This window comes from uncultured Mobiluncus sp., from assembly GCF_902488535.1.
Classification (GTDB): Bacteria; Actinomycetota; Actinomycetes; order Actinomycetales; family Actinomycetaceae; genus Mobiluncus.
In genome coordinates this window covers 22,941-42,176 of the sequence record NZ_CABTWO010000010.1, presented here as the reverse complement: position 1 = coordinate 42,176, position 19,236 = coordinate 22,941, and the positions used below count along the sequence as shown (strand labels likewise).

General features: G+C 56.8%; 10 protein-coding genes. 4 read left to right on the top strand and 6 right to left on the bottom strand.

What is annotated here, in order from left to right; translation table 11 throughout:
• Positions 1–67: 67 nt before the first annotated feature.
• Together RDL66_RS04875 and putP are read right to left on the bottom strand one after the other, a co-directional pair.
• A complete protein-coding gene (locus RDL66_RS04875; RefSeq protein WP_308535600.1) occupies positions 68–3,577 on the bottom strand; it encodes a bifunctional proline dehydrogenase/L-glutamate gamma-semialdehyde dehydrogenase in 3,510 nt (1,169 codons plus the stop codon).
• 126 nt (positions 3,578–3,703) lie between these two features.
• A complete protein-coding gene (gene putP, locus RDL66_RS04870; RefSeq protein ID WP_308535598.1) occupies positions 3,704–5,359 on the bottom strand; it encodes a sodium/proline symporter PutP in 1,656 nt (551 codons plus the stop codon).
• A 288-nt stretch (positions 5,360–5,647) separates the two neighbouring features.
• On the opposite strand from putP, the gene RDL66_RS04865 reads away from it, so the two are divergent.
• Positions 5,648–6,670, top strand: a complete 1,023-nt coding sequence (locus RDL66_RS04865) for a TerC/Alx family metal homeostasis membrane protein (RefSeq protein ID WP_308535596.1) — start codon at positions 5,648–5,650, stop codon at positions 6,668–6,670.
• A gap of 31 nt (positions 6,671–6,701) precedes the next feature.
• Positions 6,702–8,372: a cell wall-binding repeat-containing protein gene (locus RDL66_RS04860; RefSeq protein WP_308535594.1), complete on the top strand. Its 1,671-nt coding sequence runs from the start codon at positions 6,702–6,704 to the stop codon at positions 8,370–8,372.
• Positions 8,373–8,376: 4 nt separating this feature from the next.
• Here the strand turns inward: RDL66_RS04860 and RDL66_RS04855 are convergent, their stop codons facing one another.
• Both RDL66_RS04855 and RDL66_RS04850 read right to left on the bottom strand, forming a co-directional pair.
• Positions 8,377–9,366, bottom strand: a complete 990-nt coding sequence (locus RDL66_RS04855) for a bile acid:sodium symporter family protein (protein WP_308535592.1) — start codon at positions 9,364–9,366, stop codon at positions 8,377–8,379.
• Positions 9,367–9,400: 34 nt separating this feature from the next.
• A complete protein-coding gene (locus RDL66_RS04850; RefSeq protein WP_308535590.1) occupies positions 9,401–9,685 on the bottom strand; it encodes a YciI family protein in 285 nt (94 codons plus the stop codon).
• 81 nt (positions 9,686–9,766) lie between these two features.
• Between RDL66_RS04850 and uvrA the strand changes: the two genes are divergently transcribed.
• A complete protein-coding gene (gene uvrA / locus RDL66_RS04845; protein WP_308535589.1) occupies positions 9,767–12,616 on the top strand; it encodes an excinuclease ABC subunit UvrA in 2,850 nt (949 codons plus the stop codon).
• A complete protein-coding gene (msrB, locus tag RDL66_RS04840; RefSeq protein WP_308535588.1) occupies positions 12,613–13,005 on the top strand; it encodes a peptide-methionine (R)-S-oxide reductase MsrB in 393 nt (130 codons plus the stop codon). Before uvrA ends, msrB begins: the two co-directional genes overlap by 4 nt.
• 88 nt (positions 13,006–13,093) lie before the next feature.
• On the opposite strand, the gene RDL66_RS04835 is transcribed toward msrB, so the two are convergent.
• Positions 13,094–13,954: a hypothetical protein gene (locus tag RDL66_RS04835; RefSeq protein ID WP_299294102.1), complete on the bottom strand. Its 861-nt coding sequence runs from the start codon at positions 13,952–13,954 to the stop codon at positions 13,094–13,096.
• 65 nt (positions 13,955–14,019) lie between these two features.
• Complete coding sequence (locus tag RDL66_RS04830) at positions 14,020–19,119, bottom strand: DUF3320 domain-containing protein (RefSeq protein WP_308535586.1); 5,100 nt, start codon at positions 19,117–19,119, stop codon at positions 14,020–14,022.
• Between the last annotated feature and the right edge of the window lie 117 nt (positions 19,120–19,236).

Genomic DNA, 19,236 nt, shown 5'->3' with positions numbered 1-19,236 from the left:
CCGGTGGCTGCTGTGTTTCAGCAGCCACCGGATGGATTAAGTTATGAGCTCAAGCCCAAGGGTTGGATTAGTAGTCCACCACGTGGTCCTCGAGAATGCCGTTAGTGATTGGCGTGGGATCTCCAAAGCGGTGGTTCGTCAAAGCAACTGCCTGTTCGTGGAGGAACGGGATCATTTCGACCCGACCGGAATAGGTGACCGGGTGATCCCAGATGGCAACATCAACAGAACCGTCGATAGCTTCAGCGACCTTGGTACGGCTTTCACCGATGATACGAATCCGCCCGTCAAAGCCGGCATCGTGAGCGGCCCAGCTCTTAGCCCAGTTCAACCAGGCGGCTTCATCTTGAACCATCACGCTGACACCGTGCTTGGAGGCAAAACCAGCCAAACCGGGGGTCAACGGCTTGACGGTAGAAACCGTAATCTTGGAACCGACCAGCAACCCGGAGTGCAACACGTGGGCAATCTCCCAGTTCTTGACGTTTTCACCGATACGCACGACCACCGGAACCGGTAAGCAGCGGAAGATGTTGCGTTCCACACCGAGTTGGGACGGATCGCGATTAACCTGGAAATCCTGGGCATAAGCGGTTTCATCGCCAGCCAAAGACTTCTCAAGCTTGTCATGGTCTCCGATTTCATCGGCCAGCGCGGTCAATTCCCGTGCCAAAGCACCGGAAGCGGAACCGGCAATGCTACCTAAGGTCGCGTCATCCGGGCTCCATTCGCCCAAAGCGTACAGGTAGGAGGGGCCACCGGCCTTGGAACCGGCACCCACTACGGAACGCTTCCAGCCGCCGAACGGCTGACGCCGCACGATGGCACCGGTAATACCACGGTTGATGTAAGCGTTACCGACCTGAACATGATCCAGCCAATACTTGATTTCGTCCGGATTCAGGGAGTGAATACCGCCGGTCAAGCCGTATTCGACCTGGTTTTGCAACTCGACGGCTTCTTCCAAAGTGTCGCAGCGCATCACACCCAAAATCGGGCCGAAGTACTCGGTCATGTGGTATTCGCTGCCGGGTTTCACATTGGCGCGCACGCCCGGGCTCCACAGCCGTCCGGAATCGTCAAGTTCCTTCGGCTTTACCGCCCAGCTCTGACCAGGCTCCAACTGGGTCAAACCGCGCAGCAGCTTTTCGCCAGGCTTTTCCACGACCGGCCCCATCTGGATACCCAAATCCCACGGGTAACCAACTTTCAGCGACTGCACCGCGTCAATCAACTGGTTGTGGAAACGTTTGGAGGTACCAACCGTGCCCACCAAAATGACCAAAGACGCAGCCGAACACTTCTGCCCCGCGTGACCGAACGCACTGGTGACAACGTCCTTTACCGCCAAGTCAAGGTCAGCCGAAGGAGTGACGATGATGGCGTTCTTGCCGGAAGTCTCAGCCAGCAGGCCCAGGTCGGGACGCCAGGAGCGGAACATTTGCGCGGTTTCGATACCGCCGGTCAGAATAACGCGTTCCACCCGCGGATCGGTGACCAAAATCTTGCCCAAGTCGTGGTTGGCCAGCGTCACCAGTTGCAACACGTCCTTGGGAACGCCGGCTTCCCACAGGCATTCTGCGAGTAACGCCCCACAACGGCGAGCGGGGGAGGCCGGCTTCAGAATAACCGGAGAACCAGCCGCCAGACCGGCAATGGTCGAACCACCGGGAATCGCCACCGGGAAGTTCCACGGCGGAGTCACCACGGTAATCTTGGCGGGAGTAAACTTGGCACCCGCCACCTGAGACATCGCCACGGCTTCTGCGGCGTAGTAGTGAGCGTAATCAACAGCCTCGGAAACTTCCACGTCGCCCTGGTCGATGGCTTTACCGGCCTCGGAACCCATCACTTCGATAAACTCGGCGCGATGTTGGCTCATGATGACACCGGCGCGGTGCAGAATCTCGCCGCGTTCCTCCGGGCTGAGCGCCCACCACTTTGCGCCACCTTCCTCAGCGCGCTTCAGTACGCCCTGCAATTCGTCTTCGTTATTAATCTTGGAGGCCTCTACTGTGTCCTGACCAATCTGAGAATCCTGCATCTTGGCGGCAATCGCTTCGCCCCAAGCCACGTTAGCCGGCAGGGACGGATCGGAATCCGGAACGTTGCGGAACGTCCACTTACCGGAGTCGTCCTGGACAAGTTTGGCCAGTTCCTCGTCGGTTTCGTTATTGCGGTCCTGATGGCGGCGCGGCCCGAACTCCAGGTCGTTGACCATAGAAATGGCTTTCTCGAAGCGGTTGCGTTCGCGTTCGTACATAGCCTGGTTCGTGGTCAGCTCAAAAGCCGCGCTCATGAAGTTTTCTTCCGCGGCGATTTCTTCCAGACGACGCACCAGGTAGCTGATGGCAACGTCGAACTCCTCAGGGTGGACCACCGGAACGTAGTACAGCAGCGGGCCGGTGTCTTCCATGACCGCGCGTGCCATCGAGCTGTTCATGCCCGTCAGCATCTCAAACTCGCAGCCGTGGGACTGGAACACCCCGCGCTTGTTCGCCAACTCGTATGCGAAACCGGCGGTGAACACGTTCATGCCAGCCACGCCGATACGGATGTTCTTGGTGTGTTCAGGCGTCAACGCATAGTTGAGGATGCGCATGTAGTTTGCGTCGGTATGCTGTTTCGAGGGTTGCGGGGTCATCGGCCAGCCGTGCATCATGGCATCGACGTGCTCCATAGACAGGTTCGCGCCTTTGACCACACGCACCTTGACTCGCGCTCCACCGCTTTCGACACGCTTCGCCGCCCAAGCCTGCAAGTCTTGCATAGCTCCCAGCGAATCCGGCAGGTAGGCCTGAAGCACGATACCCGCCTCCAGGTCCTTGAATTCCTCGCGGTCCAGCAACTGCTTGAACACATCGATGGTCATGTGCAGGTCGTGGTATTCCTCCATGTCCAAGTTAATGAACTTCTTGGGGCTGAACTTGTTGGCTTCCCGGTACAGCGGCACCAGGTTCTCGACCGCGTATGCCACCATCTTTTGGTAGTCCCAAGCGATGTGGGGGCCGGTTACCGCGGACACTTTGATAGACACGTAGTCCACATCGTCACGCTGCAGCAGTTCCACAACGTCACTCAAGCGTCGGGAGGCTTCCTTGTTGCCCAGCACGGCTTCACCCAAAAGGTTCATGTTCAGACGGGACCCGTCCGCGCGCAGTTTCGCAATAGCCCGCCCCAAGGACTTGTTGGTCACGTCAATCGCCAAGTCGCCCACGAGTTCACGGAACACACGCCGGGCCGCCGGAACCGCAATATCGGGGATGACTGAACCCAAAGCCCCACCGTACACTGCCGGCAACTTGAGGTAGGGAGGTAAGAAAGACGGTTTGTTTTCTTTCACCAAAGCTGCCAGATTCTCGCCGGCAATCTTGATGTCCTCCGGACGCACGACTTCATCGACAAACGCCACGGTGAAGTCTAGGCCACGCGGGTCCTTTAAAGTGCGTGACAGCAGCTTAGAAGCGTAATCGACCGGGTATTTCTTTGAGGCCTCAATCCATTTCTGAGCTCGTTTTATAGCTAGCTGACCGACTTCCCTCAGTTCAGCTAATTCTTGTTCATTGAGCGGTTTCAACTTGTCTCCTTTGGGTTGTGTTTTCGCTCGGGGTACTCGTTGCTCACGAGAGCAATTCCGTCACCTTTTACCTATCATTTACTAACACTTTTTGCAGTATCTTTAACTGTCTATTTTGGTGAGAGATCAGGCATTCTGTTTCTTTTCCGCGGATTCAGACTGTTTTTCTTCTAGAGTCTTAATCAGACCCTTCGGATCGGGCTGTCCTTTAGCAATAGCCACCGCACGTTCAAACTCCTCGAGAATCACGGGGTCATCGCGCCAGGTAGCTTTAGAAACCAGCCAAGCCACCAGCAGGCACAGCAAGAATCCGGGCACGATTTCGTACAGGTGCGTATAGACAATCCACGAAGCGTCGCCGTTGTTGAACGCCTTGTTCCACAGCACCGCCACCACGGCGCCCACGGCCATGCCGGAAGCCGCACCTTGCCATGTCAGTCGCTTCCAATACAGCGACAGAATAACGATGGGGCCAAAGGCGGCCCCGAAACCTGCCCAAGCGAAAGACACCAGCCCCAATACAGAGTTTGACGGATCTATGGCCAGCACAGCCGCCACCACGGACACCAACAAAACCGTGATACGCCCCAACATCACGCCCTTGTAATCGCTAAGTTGTTTCTTAGTGGCCCCGTGATAGATGTCCTCCACCATGGCCGAGGAAGTCACCAACAGTTGTGAGGACACGGTGGACATAATCGCGGCCAGGATAGCGGCCAGCATGAAGCCAGCCAGAATGGCCGGGAACAGTTTGGTACCCATAACCAGGAATACGGTCTCTTGGGGGTTGCCCTCCACGCCCTCTTTCGGCATCAAATCGGGAATAATGCCCTTTTCGCTCATGGCACGGCCGATAATAGCGGTCATACCGGTGCCGAGCAGGCAGAACACCATCCAACCCAGCCAGAAGCGTCGGGCGGGAGTGGCTTGGCGCGGGGAACGCAGCGCCATGAAACGCACAATAATGTGGGGCATTCCGAAGTAACCCAATCCCCACGCTACGTTGGAAATCCAGTCCATCCACCCTACGGCGTCAAGTCCGGTGCCCATGGGGTTCAACAGAGAGTTGTCACCAGTGGTCGACAGGCCCTCGGCGACACCACTGAATCCGCCAATCACCACTAGGCCCATGATTGGCACCGCTACCAAGGCCACCATCATAATCAGACCTTGCACCATATCTGTCCAAGACACAGCCAGGAAGCCGCCGACCAGGGTGTAGAGAATCACGATGCCTGCCACAAAAACCATGCCGACGTGGTAGTCCCAGCCAAAGGTCGAATGGAAGAAAGTACCGCCGGCCACCATGCCGGAGGACACATACAGGGTAAAGAAAACCACGATGATAATGCCCGCTACGTAGCGGATAATCTTGGAGGTGTCGTGGGTACGGTTGGAAAAGAACGAGGGGACCGTGATTGAGTCGCCAGCGACTTCCGTGTAAGCGCGCAAACGCGGCGCAGTGACCAGCCAGTTAATCCAGGCCCCAACTGTCAAACCAATCGCAATCCAGCCGTTGAAAATCCCGCTGAGGTACATGGCGCCGGGCAGACCCATCATCAGCCAGCCGGACATATCGGCCGCACCGGCGGAAAGGGCGGCTACGAAGGGGGGCAGATCACGCCCGCCCAGCATATAGTCGTCCAAGCTCTTGGAACGGGTATAGCCATAGATACCAATCATGATCATGGCTACGAAATAGATAATCATCGCGATGGCGATGCCTGCGGGGTTAGCCGTGGTTCCAGCGGCTCCTGCGGGTACAACTGTAGTTATGCACATATTGAACCTTTCTGAAAATTATTAGACCGGCAACAATGCGGGTCGTATACTTCGACAAGCGCCATCATAGTACTTAAGTCCCACATTTAAGAAACGTGTCCTGACTCCTGATAGAATTGCAGGTACGAGGGGGAGTATTCCCACTAACTGAGGGCATCGTCATCACAGTGAAGCCGTCCGCCGCCAGTGCTGCGGAACCGCGAAACTCGGTGCCATCGGCCTGCGAAACATCAGGCGGGGAGAGACCTTCGGTACCCCACTATTTTCGTACCGGAGGAATGTTTACGTATGCATATACCCTTGCTGGCCTGGATAATTCTGTTTGTCGTTATTATCGGTATCTTGACCTTTGATTTTTTCGCCCACGTCCGCAAAGACCATTTCCCTTCCATAAAGGAGTCTGCGGCGTGGACTGCCATCTACATTTCCATAGCGGTGGTGGCAGGGCTGGTCATCGGCCTAACTTTAGGCTGGGACTTGGGCGGACAATACTTCGCCGGTTGGGTCACCGAATGGTCGCTGTCCCTGGATAACCTGTTCGTGTTCGTCATCATTATTTCTGCCTTTAAAGCGCCGCGTGAGGTCCAGCAAAAAATTATCGCGGTAGGCATCACTTTGGCACTGGCGTTCCGTCTGATTTTCATCCTCTTGGGAGCCGCCCTCATCGAACATTTCAGCTGGATTTTTTATATCTTCGGGTTGTTTCTGCTGTTCACAGCTTTTCAACAGGTTCGCGAAGGCAACGCCGGCTCCGAAGAAGAGGAAGAGTACAAAGAAAACTTTTTCGTTTCCTGGGTTCGCCGGATTTTCCCGGTCACGCCCGATTACGTGGGTCATCAATACTTTGCCAAGATCGATGGCAAACGTCACATTACGCCCTTTCTGTTGGTTATTGTGGCGGTGGGCACGGCAGACGTGATGTTTGCGGTAGACTCCATTCCCGCGATTTTCGGTCTAACTAAGGAAGCTTTCATCGTGTTCGCCGCCAACGCTTTCGCGCTGATGGGCCTGCGGCAGTTGTACTTCCTGATTGAAAGTCTGATGGAACGCCTGATTTTCTTGCACTACGGTTTAGCCGCCATATTGGCCTTCATCGGGGGCAAACTTATCGTGCACGCTTTGAGCACGAACGAAATTCCGTTCATCAACGGCGGCCAGCCCTTTACGGGACTGCCCGAAGCGACCATTCCGGTGTCTTTAGGCTATATCGTCGGGGTATTGATTATTACCACGGTGGTTTCTCTGCTGGTCAGCCGATACCGGGAACGGAAACAATCGGACGGAACCGCCACGAAGCGTCCAGAAGCCTAAATTTTGTTAAGTTTCGCCGATGAATTGATACGTGAGTCGACGTCTTATCTCTCGGTTTATCGCCCTTTTCACCATCTTGGGGGCAACCCTCGGCCTGGCTGCGGGCAGTGAAACCTCTGCATACGCCATCGAGGGCGGTACTCTGACGGACTCAAGCGAGACCGGCTGGGCAGTCGCATTACGGATTTCCAGCACATCTGACGATGGCTGGATGGAATGCAGCGGCTCCTTTGTCTCCTCAAACTGGGTACTCACAGCCGCGCATTGCGTCACAAATGCCAATCTGGAATACGCCTATGCGTCCATCGGCGCGAGCATCAATCGAAACTTTCCTTCTGCGGTAACACGTGTCGTCGCGCATCCCTATTATGACGTGGCTCTGGTGCGTTTAGATTCACCCGGCAGAACCGTGCTGCCTTTCACCAGCCAAAACCTCACTGCCGGAGAGGCTGGCGAAGCCTACGGTTTTGGCACGGGATTGAATCTTAAGACGACTCAGCTGACTGCGCTCGGTACCGTCGAAGACGGCTATCTCTATGCCCGCTCTGCGCGAGGTAACTATTCGGAGGTCGGTGATTCCGGCGGACCTCTCATTAGCGGCGGAAAACTCTATGGGGTGCTGTCGGCTGCGGTGCAAACCCCGCGAGGATACTTGCGGTTCGAAGACTACAAATACGTGCCGAGCTCTTCTTTCGCAAATTGGATTTTCGAAACTATCGGGGTTTCCAGCGTTGAGGGCACCACTGGGGCAGCGCCCTCCCCGCAACCGAATCCGCAGCCTAAACCTGGTGCAGCACCGGGAAGAATTGCCGGCAGCAATCGTGTAGAGACATCTTTACAAGCCTGGCGCCAAGGTGGGTTCACTGGTCCCTCCCTGGTCATCGCTACCGGTAAAGCGGCTCCTGATGCCTTGAGTGCCGGTCCTTTAGCCGCGGCGCTGGGCGCTCCGCTGGTGCTGTCTAACGGTCCTTTTGTGGAACCTGGCACGGTTGCCGAAATCCAAGCCAGGGGAATTCGCGACGTGCGATTGGTGGGTGGCCAGGTCGCTTTTGACCCCGCCACGCTGGGGGCTCTACAAGCACGTGGGGTCCAGGTGAGCCGCATCTACGGCATGAATCGCTACGGCACCGCCGCAGCGGTCGCCGCCCAAACTATTGCGGAATGGAACCAGAGGGGAATCACCCAGACACCAATTTTGATTGCGGACGGACTTTCATTTCCTGACGCACTGAGCGCGGGGGCAGGTGCAGCTTTTATTCACGGCGTAGTGGTGTTGAACGCCGGAGCTTCCCTTCCGCCGGAAACTGCGGAGTTTATCCAAGCTCACCAAACGCAGTCGGGTGCAAGTATATTTCCCATCGGTGGACCGGCAGTGCGGGCGTGGAATCAGGCCGGATTAGCGGGCTACAAGTCACAACCCATTCAAGGCTTGGATCGTTATCAAACCGCTCAGTTTGTGGCCCAAGCCTTTGCACCCGGCGCCACTTCCGCAGTTATCGCCAGCGGAGTGAACTTCCCCGATGGGCTGGCCGGGGCAGCTTTGGCCGCGCACCGCAACGCCTGCCTGCTGCTGACCCACCCCGGTTATCTCTCCGCGCCAACAGCAGCCCGATTGGCACAACTGCTCAACCGCGCTTCTTCAGTCGTCATCGGAGGACCGGGAGCTGTCAGCGATGCTGCGGCCTGGGCGGTTCGAGGCTAGGTTTTCAGAAATCGGCTTCCCGGGAACCGGCACCGCGTCCCAACTGCGACGCAATGACCGAACACATGATGAGCTGCTCTAAATGCAGCAGCATAATGGGTACCGCAATGGCGCCGAACATGGAAGTCGGAAAAATAATCATGGCCATAGGCAGACCCGTAGCGAGAGATTTTTTTGAGCCACACATCATGGCGGCGATACGGTCGGCCCGATTCAAGGCGCAGAGTTTGCCCCACCCGAACCAGGTCAAGAGGAGCATGATACCGACGATGACCAGGGCATCTGCACCTATCAGCACGAAGTCTAAAACTCCGACGCTGTCCCACAAGCCGTGAAGTTTCGCGCTGGATACCGCCGAGACGACCACCAGATAAATCGTGCCCTTATCGACGGTTTTCGTGATGATGGGGTGAGCGTTCAACCACGTGCGGGTCCATCGTCCGCTGAGCTGGCCCAGCACGAAAGGTAACAGAATCAGCACGGCGATGTCGCGCAACGTAGTTAGCGAGACGGTACCGGCCTTGCCCAGCAGCAACAGGACCAGCAGGGGAGTCGCGAAGGTCCCGACCAAGTTAGAGATGGTGGCGGCCGTGACCGCCCCGGCGATGTTACCCCCCGCGATGGACGTAAAGCCGATAGAGGATTGCACCGTGGAAGGTAGCAAACAGGTGTAATACATCCCCAGAGCGAAACTCGGCCCCAGGAACCATCCGGAAACTTGGTAGTTCAACATTCCCAGCAGGGGATAGAGCACAAAAGTGGAAGCCAAGATGACCAGCTGCAGGCGGTAGTTCTTTAACCCGCCCATGACCTCGGCGGTTTTCAGGCGCGCTCCGTAAACAAAGAACAGCACGGCGATGGCGTAGTGGCTGACGGCACCCACGAAGGCTACTACCGCTGCGGGCAGGGGGATAAAAATCCCCGCGATCATAATCAACAACAGGGTAAAAACAAACCAGTCTACGTAGGTAAAGAACCAACGAATGAAAGACATGGGACCGTGCCAGCCAGCTATGGAGATTCAGCAGTTAGGAACCGATAGCCGGTCCCCACTGATGCGTCTCGATTTCCTGCACTATGCCGTGAACCTGGTTCGGATCGTGTTTCAGATACGTCAACGCTTCCTCTGGGGTCTCGACGTTCATCAGTATTAGCGCGCCGGGTTTTTCGGTTTCGTTCATCCAGGCGCCGGCGGCCTGAAGTTTCCCGGATTTTTCCAAGTTCCCCAAGTAAGCCAGATGCTCGGGGCGAATCGTGGCCCTGTCGGCTTCACGGGTGGGGTCATAGTGGTAGATAACGACGATTTTACTCATAGGTCGATTCTAGGCGTGCTCCACGCGCAACGAAAACCGACCCGAATCGTCAGAAATACACTTGGGCATTAAACTTAACTGGTGCATGAAACTTTGAAAGTCCACGGAGCGCGCGAACATAATCTCCAGGCCGTTAATGTTGAAATTCCTCGGAATGCTTTGGTGGTGTTCACCGGACTGTCCGGCTCTGGCAAGTCATCTCTCGCTTTTGACACGATTTTCGCCGAAGGGCAGCGCCGTTACGTGGAATCCCTGTCCTCCTACGCCCGGCAGTTCCTAGGGCGGATGGATAAACCCGTGGTGGACTTTATTGAAGGCCTGTCTCCCGCGGTATCGATTGACCAAAAGTCCACCTCTCACAACCCGCGCTCCACAGTGGGCACTATTACCGAGATTTACGACTACCTGCGCCTGCTGTTTGCGCGAGCCGGGACCCAGTACTGTCCGGTGTGCGGCGAGGAAATTACTGCCCAGTCCGCCGAACAGATCGTAAATTGGCTGTTCACTTTAGGGGAGGGGACGCGGCTAGAGGTTTTGGCTCCGGTGGTCCGCGGACGTAAAGGCGAGTACTCGGAACTGTTTGCGCAGCTGGCCGCCAAAGGCTTTACTCGGATGCGGGTGGACGGTGAGAATCATCGCCTGGAAGAACCCCCAACACTGGAAAAACAGCTGAAACACGATATTTCGGTGTCCGTTGACCGGGTGGTTATCCGGGAGGGCTCGCGTTCGCGGGTGGCGGATTCTATCGAGACTGCTTTGGGGTTGGCAGAAGGGCTGGTGGTCGTCGATTTCGTCGACCGCGACGCGGAGGATCCCGAACGTAGCCGTCGCTTTTCGGAAAAACGAGCCTGTCCGAATAATCACCCGCTGGCTTTGGAAGAAATCGAACCGCGCACGTTTTCCTTTAACGCGCCTTACGGAGCGTGTCCCGATTGTTCCGGGATTGGTTCCCGGCTGGTAATTGACCCCGAACTCGTGGTGCCCAACCCCGATCTGACCCTGCGTGAAGGTGCCGTCAGCCCTTGGACCAGTTCCAAAGACACCATGCAACGCATCTTGAAGGGACTGGGAGACGAGGTCGGGTTCGACCTCGACACTCCGTGGAAGGATCTGTCCGAGCAGGTGCGCGACTACCTGATGTGGGGCAAGAACTATAAGGTACGGGTCAAGTATCGCAACCGATGGGGGCGCGAACGGGTCTATACCACGGGTTTCGAGGGTGCCGCGAACTATATTCAGCGTCGTTACGATGAAACTGACTCTGATTTTTCCAAAGCAAAATACGAAGGTTATATGCGGGAGGTGCCCTGTCCGACGTGTCAGGGGCGGCGCTTGAAGCCGGAAGTTTTAGCGGTCCGTATCGGGAAACTTAATATCTCCGAGCTCACCGATTTAGCCATCGACGAAGTTCAATCCTATTTAAAAGATATTCCTTTATCTGGTATGAAAGCTAAAATCGCTACGCCGATTTTGCAAGAGGTACGGGCGCGGTTGTCCTTCCTCATTGATGTTGGGTTGAACTACCTGACCTTATCGCGAGCAGCAAATACCCTCTCCGGGGGTGAGGCGCAGCGCATTCGCTTAGCCACCCAGATTGGATCCGGACTGGTTGGCGTACTCTATGTTTTAGACGAGCCTTCCATCGGGCTGCACCAGCGCGATAATCAACGTCTCATCGACACCTTGAAAGGTCTGCGCGACTTGGGCAACACCCTTATCGTGGTGGAACACGATGAGGACACGATCCGGTCGGCAGACTGGGTGGTGGACATCGGTCCCGGAGCGGGTCAGGCCGGGGGACAAATCGTGCATTCCGGGACGGTGGAGGATTTGCTGAAAAACCAGTCCTCGCTGACTGCGGACTATTTAGCCGGACGAAAATCTATTGCAATCCCACGGCAACGCCGCAAACCTGACCCCCAGCGTATTCTGACGGTACGGGGCGCGCGAGAGAATAACCTGCAAAACATCGACGTGTCGTTCCCTCTGGGGTGTCTCATCGCCGTCACCGGGGTTTCAGGGTCGGGAAAATCGACCCTGGTCAACTCTATTCTGTATCAGGCGTTATCCCGAGATTTGAACCGTGCCCATGTGGTTCCGGGACGTCACAAGCAGATTGAGGGCACCACCCTGCTGGACAAGATTATTCACGTGGACCAATCGCCTATCGGCCGCACCCCACGCTCGAATCCAGCGACCTATACCGGAGTTTGGGACGCGATACGGAAACTGTTCGCACAGACTGAAGAAGCGCGGATTCGCGGGTATGGACCGGGACGGTTTTCCTTTAACGTCAAAGGCGGGCGCTGTGAAGCCTGCCGCGGCGACGGCACCCTGAAAATCGAGATGAACTTCCTGCCCGACGTCTATGTACCCTGTGAGGTTTGCGGCGGAGCGCGCTATAACCGGGAAACTTTGGAGGTGTATTATCACGGCAAAAATGTGCGCGATGTCCTGGACATGCCGATTTCTCAGGCCGCCGAGTTCTTTTCCGCTATCCCCGGCGTGTCTCGCTACCTGGACACTTTGACCGCGGTTGGCTTGGGATACGTGAAACTCGGCCAGAGCGCCACCACGTTGTCCGGTGGGGAAGCCCAACGGGTCAAACTGGCCAGTGAACTGCATAAACGCACGAATGGCCGCGCTATCTATGTACTCGACGAACCGACCACCGGACTGCACGTCGACGATATCCGCAAACTCATGGCCATCCTGCAGGGACTGGTTGAGAAAGGCAATACGGTTGTGGTCATCGAACACAACCTGGATGTCATCAAGTGTGCCGATTGGGTAATAGACCTCGGCCCAGAGGGCGGCAAAGGCGGCGGTACAGTTGTGGCTGAGGGCACTCCTGAGGCCGTGGCGAAAATGCCCGGTTCGTTTACCGGGCAATACCTGGCAAAAATCCTGAAACCGAAAGGTAAAAAATGACTATCAATGTCAGCGACGAGGAATGGAAAGAACGGCTGAGCCCCCGCGCGTATGCAGTATTGCGGCAAGCCGCTACGGAGCGACCGGGCACCGGAGAACTGCTCGATGAAACACGTGACGGCCTCTACAGTTGTGGGGCGTGCGGGGAGCCGCTGTTCGATGCCGACACAAAGTTTGATTCCGGGTGCGGATGGCCGAGTTTCTTCGAGGCGAAACCAGGCGCGGTACGCGAAGTCACCGATACCTCTCACGGCATGGTGCGCACTGAAGTTCGCTGCGCAAACTGCGGCTCCCACCTGGGACACGTGTTTCCTGACGCGCCCCAAACGCCGACCGGCAACCGGTTTTGCATGAATTCGGTGGCCCTGAGTTTTCGACCCCAGGAATAGACCCCGATTCACGCCTGCTGGTGTGGCGTATCGTCGCGCCCGACCAAAATGCCGCAATGAGCGCTAAACCGGTCCTAAAGACTGGCTTCTAGAGGGTAGCTTTCTCTAGCAGCTTGTCGTCTTTCCCGATTCCGCTCATGTCAACGGGGTGACCGTTGGCAATGTAGAGGGGAGTTCCGGCATTTTCTCGGCCGAGGCTCTTCAGACGCTGCTCAGCCAAAATATTAATTGGCATAAGTCCGGATTGCTCCGTCGCCGGGGGGACAGAACTGTAATCAATACCGTGTTCACCAGCTATTTTAGCTAGCTCGGCATCAGGTTCACGAATAGTTTTTGCCCATTCGGTATTGTTCTGGTTCTTTTCGTAATCGGCGGACTTGTAGTTGTCCATGGCGAACTTGGTCAAGTCCTTGCTGAGCTCCCATAGCTTGTCGGGCTGATTTTCTGCCGTCCAATACATGAGATTATTAGCGGAATAAGCAATGTTGGGGAACTTCAGCTGCTGAGCATGAGTCAAGGTCGGGCGCAGCACGACAATGGCCTTACCACCCTCGACCAAGTCATTGAGCTGTTTACCTTTGTTGAGCTGGTCTTCGACGTCATTACAGATGTTGCACAAGTAGTCGTAGTACAGTTCCAGGACTTTGGTGCCTTTTTTCGATTCGGCGGTGATTTCATCGTTAGTCAAGACTTTGCCACCCTTGAGCCAGATTCCCCGTCCGGCAGCATAGGTTTGAGGTTCGGCAAAACCAATCATCGTTTGCGTACCAGCGATGGTGTCTGTAGGTTGAGCAGTCATTTCGTGCTTTGTGCTAGCAATCTTAACAAACACGATAATCAGTGCCAGCACGACAGCCACCAGCACAATAGCCAGAATAGTGCCGGAACGATTGCCGGGTTTGGACACCGTCAGATTAGGCTTGGAAGATCCTTTTTTCTGTTTTGACATCTGTGAGCTCCAATCACTTACCGTCATTAAACCCTGAGAGGCGACGACGTTTCAACATTTGCAAATTATTGCAGATACAGGTGACCCGCCTGACGCCGCAAACGCCCGGCCTGCTCCAAAGATTTCAGCCCGGCTTGCATACGTTGACGAATATCGGTGCGAGCCGGAGTCAGATCCAACACACGCGCCACCGCTTCTGAGGTTTCGTCTTCAAGGGGCTGTTGCGTGTCAATAACCCAAGTCAATGCGTTATTGAACTCTTCATCGCAGATGTCCACCAGGGCGCGCTGCCCATAAATCGATCCGGTTCTAAAAACGTTGAACTCCTGAGCTGAAGTTCCGGCAGGCCAGACAAAGGTACCGAATTTCGTGACTGTTTGATGAACTTCGGAATCCAGCAATTCCAAAATTCGTTGGCGGCGTTTCGAGTGTAGCCGCTGCATGCCAAACGCATCGGCGACGAGTTTAGCCAGTCGAGGCGCGCCAATCGGACCTTCTGTGTAGAGCACTTGTGACAACGCGTCCGCCACGGCGGCAGCGTTAGCGGGATCCTGTAAATCATCGAGGACTTCCTTGGAACACTGGTTTTGCAGGGGTTTGCCGCGGGGTACGAACGGTTGCGGGACCGTTTTAGCATCGGCCTTGGTTGGAATTTGCGCGGTAAAACTGGGAGTTGTCGACTCGGAAACCGCCGGTGCGGAGGGTGGAGGCACGGGGTTCTTTAGCGGTGGCGCACTAGTCGGTACGCCAGCCGATTTTTCTGAACTGTCCTTGGGTGCCTCAGGCGCAAAAAGAGGCGCGAACGCGCCCAGACCGGGCTTAGAAATCTTGCCGAGTTCCGCGTCCGGCCCGGAACTTTGGGCTAATTCCATGAAAAGGTCGGTTTCTTGCGCTCCCAGTTGGTCTCCCAAGGTGGGGGCGTCACGAGTTTCAGTGAGTTCCCTGCGATTCAGGTGCGTAAAGGCATCGGGGGGCATATCGGCGATGACCGGCAGTACCGAACTGGTTTTCCGTTGCGCCGCCGGGGGGAGGTCCTCGATACGGGCCGGGAGCTGTTCCGCGGGAGGTGGGGTGGGGGCAGAAGGTTCCGGCTGGGGTTCACGAGACGGGGGCGCGGTCTCTGCCGGGGATATCGTCGGTGCGGGGGCGACGGTTGGTTTGTCGGCTTGAAGTCGCGCCAACTCCTCGCGCAGAGGCAAGGGCAAATCCCACGCATCTTCATCGGGAACTTCCCAAGGCTCGTCACCGCGGTTATTTTGGGCCGCCGCGATACGCGAGGGTGAAGTGTAGCGGTCGTCACTCGCCACCGAACCGTCCGTCACGTCACCGGGGAACGCCAGATCCAGGGCTATGGAAACGAGACGCCGGGTCACTTCATCAGTGTTTTCCATCAGCTGAGTCAAATACACGTGTTCGATAGCGCCGAAACCGCAATGTTCCAGCAGATACTGGGGAATACCGACTTCTCGATCCCAGGCGGAACGCACCTGTAGCTGTTCGGGGCCGTCCAAAATTAGACCCAGCCAAGGTGCCCCCGCGTCGCCGCGAACCGCCAAATCCAGGCGCAACGGAGCCGGCCCCAAATTGGTGCGAACTTCCAGCCCGGCATGTCCCAGCAGCTTGGCCAGATAATCTCGCACCGCCGAAACGGGGGCGTTATCACGTTCGGTACCTGAACTATTCAACACATCTTGCAGCAAGGCGGGCAGCTCACTCTGGTCGAGGTCCCGGTTCACCACGAACAGCACCTGACCGTTAGTTTGCAGCAAAGCCTGCGTCCAAGCCAAGGACAAATCCCGACCGAGAGAAGTCTTTATTGGTTCCGGCTGAGCCGTGGAACCCAGGAAACACACCAATAAATCGCAGGGAGCTTGACCTTCACCATCGTTATAACCTCCGCCGAGCCCCGGTGCGGTGGAATCCGCATTGGGGAATGCGGCTGTGGCGGCACCGAGGTGAGTGACCCGAAGATTCATCAGATTGATTTCACCCTGGCGGTTAGCTTCATCGAGATACCAGCGGATTCCCGCCGCCAGTTCAGACGTCCAAGTCAGTGCAGTGATGGATTTACCGCGGTTCTTTAGGCACAGATTCATCAACAGGTTTCCGGCCTTTTCAAACCACACGTAGTCGGCGCCAAGACCGCTCCAGCCAGGATTTTCACTGGCTAGGTCCAGGGGCAGGGGGCGATGCACCGCGGGGAACTCGAGGATTGAAACCGGGTGGGCCTGAACCTGCGCCACCGGCCACGTGTCTAACTTGTCGGGTCTCAACAGCCGCGCCAAGTGACCGGGGGTGGAGGTCAAATCCTGGCCGTAGCGAGCAGTCAATTCGTATTCGGGGAAACCCGCCGACTTGGCGGCTTCGTAAACGCTGCGCGCCCGGCCTTTTGCAAAACTCACGGTAGCGGGCAGGGCCGCCACAAACATGGCTTGAGTGGCTCCGGCCAGGGCCTTCACCACGGCTCCGGATGGCAGCTCGGCTGCGTCCAAAATGACCACGGCATCAAAACGGGGGGTTTCATCAGCAAAATTAGGCAAATAAGTGATGACCTCAAGCGGAGTCAGGCCCACAATCGGAGTGCGGGTCAGGACTCCTTCCAAATCGTCACGTAAAGCCTGGCGGATGGAAAAGTTCTCTTCACGCAATCGTGCCCCGAAACGGCGCAGAATCTGTTTATCGGCTCGCTGTGCGAACCCGCCTGCCGCAGCAATAACCTGATTGACGATTTCGCGGCGAGTCTCCGTGCAGTTCAGCGACAGTCGTTCCACCTGAGCTGCGTGTGTCTCGGGCTCGAAACCCTGCTGCAACAAAGCCCGCTGACGCTCCCGTACCGCCGCGACCGACAGGGCGTGTTCCAACACTCCTTGAATAGCCATTCCGCTGAGCTTCCCTTCGGCCACCCACCCGACCAGGTCATCCAGACCCAAGGCTTTCAACTTGGGGGTCAGCGCGCGGAAAGCCAAAATATCATCTAACGTCGAGTCCTCAGAGCTGAGAGACGTCCCCCAGACCTTACGAACCTGCAGGTAACGGCCCAGGGGCGGCAGGCCTTGTGACCAGGCTTCCAAATCCGGGCTGGACACCTGCAAAGACTGCAAAACGTCAGCAAAAGCCTCGGAGATGGCCCGTACCTGCTGACCTAGATGCCCGCCCTGGCGAGCCAGCGGCATCAAAGACTCCAAATCTGAGCGGCGGTTGGGCAGATACCGGCTCAATTCAATGGCGCTGAGCACCGTGTCAGCGTGATTTGCAAATTTTTCGGTGGCGTCGTCAGCCAGGGCATCAAAATCTTTCAGTCCCAGCACGGGGTTGGCGCTAATTTGTGAGCCCAAGGCTTCGGCGCGCATTCGCAAGGCGTTGAGGTCCTCCAACAGGTCCGCTACCTTGTTGGGGGTGACCGGCCCGTTGAGGTAGGGCTGTAACTGCGCCAGCACGGCCTTGCGACGACTGTTACGGGTAAAACCACCGGAGGCTTCCGCGTGGCGGGCATCCATTAACAAATCCAGGTCTTTACCGGAGCGATAGGCGGGAGCGGCAATTTCCAGCAGGGGAGTGGCCTCGTCCCACAAGTCTCGCAGGGACTGCTGCAAAGTTTCAATGCTAGAAGTGACCGCGTGGCGTTCCGCTTCGGTCAGTTCCACGGGAGCCCTGCCGTATCCAATTTCTAACAAGTCGAGCCACCGGGCAAAAATCGGCCAAGCTTGCAGTTCAGAAGTGGCGGACATGATTTCCAACACAGCGGGGTGGGCTTGGGTAATGGCTTGTTCCAGGGCTTTCAACGCCAATTTCAGTTCCGTACGGTCCACGCTGCGTGCGGTTTCGCCGACCAGGGACCAGGGATTAGCGCCGAGGCCGTTCACCGAGTTGGCATCCAGATTTGCCAGTTCTTTACCAAGTTTCACCGCGGCGGACCGGTCATGAGACAGGTAGGGGAAGTTCGGAGCCGCCGCCAGGCGGCCTGCCAAAACGCGTTCCTCGGGCTCCAGCTCAGCGGCGGTCATGATTTGCGCGGTATAGGCCTGCCACGCGGAAACATGGTTGGGGCCAACCTCGTGAATCTGGTTGAGGTACAGATCCAAATCTTGAGACAAGGTTTTCAGGGAAGCTCGGCAGGAATCGAGGTAACTCGCGTCAGCGTTGACCGGTCGATCCCAAGCTGCCCGCAGTAACGCCCGGCTGCGCTCATCACGGTCGGCGGCTTGCGGGTCGAGGGTGAGGAACACGTGTTCAAACCCGGCTTTGCGAACCCGGCTGCGCAGATGCTTTAGGCTGGTTCGGCTGCCCACCACCAGCACGGAGTGTTGCTGCACTAGGGACTGTGCCAGGGTGTTTACGACGGCATCAGTTTTGCCTGTCGCCGGGGCCCCAGAGAGAATGAGGCTGTGGCCTTGACCAAAAAACTTCGGCACCTGCAGTTGTTTACGGTCGGCTTTTAGCGGTGCGAAAATATCTGCAGCCAGGGGAGCAGTGTCTGCGGTATCCGCGGAGAGTTGGGTGGGGGCGTTGCTGGCGGCGTAGCGCTGCACCAGGGCGGAGCTGCGGTAATCCTCAAGGTGGGCTTTCAGGTCGGTCAGCGCCGGCGACCAACTGAGATGAGCCAATCCCACGGCAGCTTGGCGTTCCAGGTGCATTTTGGCCCTAAGGGGACTGTCTTGGAGAGCTTGCTCTAAGGCGTCGAGAATGGCGTCGAGATTGAGGCCGCGGGCGGTTCGGCCCGCCCCGACCCAGCGGGACGGAATCTGAAACTTTTGCTGCAAGAGGCGCACCAACGTGCTGTTGAGCTGCAGTTTTTCGTCCTTAGCCAGCCGTAAGTAGCCCACCGGACGGTCAGGTTCGGGTGTCAAGCGGGACTGAAAAACCGGAAATCGGAGGTTGCCGCGGTTTGCGGCGAGGAAACCGAAAGCCAGCTGTAAATCCAGTCCATCGCGCCGGTTCGCCAAGAGCCAATGCCAGTGTTCGGCGGTGGTGAGCTGCGCCTCTGTGCCCCCATCGGCGGCAGAAAGCGGGAAAATACCGCCGGTGCGCAGCTGGCGATAGGTCGCGTTCAGGGAATTGGCGGAAAAGGGAAAAGTCAGCGCGGCGGCGGGAGAAGCCAGGGGAGTGACTCCGACCTGCGTATCAGTCAGAGAAAGCGCCCATCCCCGGGAGGCTGCGTCCGTCACTGTACTTCCCCTTTGACCTGATTGCCATCTCAATACTTACGTGCAAATGCCATTTTAGAGCCTGGAGTACCGTTCTAGCCTGTGACAGACCGAAAAGTAACAAATCGGTTAACTTTT

Coding starts and splice junctions, on each gene's coding strand:
- RDL66_RS04850 (WP_308535590.1), bottom strand. CDS start 9,685: ATGAGTAAAATCGTCGTTATCTACCACTATGACCCCACCCGTGAAGCC.
- RDL66_RS04835 (WP_299294102.1), bottom strand. CDS start 13,954: ATGTCAAAACAGAAAAAAGGATCTTCCAAGCCTAATCTGACGGTGTCC.
- RDL66_RS04855 (WP_308535592.1), bottom strand. CDS start 9,366: ATGTCTTTCATTCGTTGGTTCTTTACCTACGTAGACTGGTTTGTTTTT.
- putP (WP_308535598.1), bottom strand. CDS start 5,359: ATGTGCATAACTACAGTTGTACCCGCAGGAGCCGCTGGAACCACGGCT.
- msrB (WP_308535588.1), top strand. CDS start 12,613: ATGACTATCAATGTCAGCGACGAGGAATGGAAAGAACGGCTGAGCCCC.
- RDL66_RS04865 (WP_308535596.1), top strand. CDS start 5,648: ATGCATATACCCTTGCTGGCCTGGATAATTCTGTTTGTCGTTATTATC.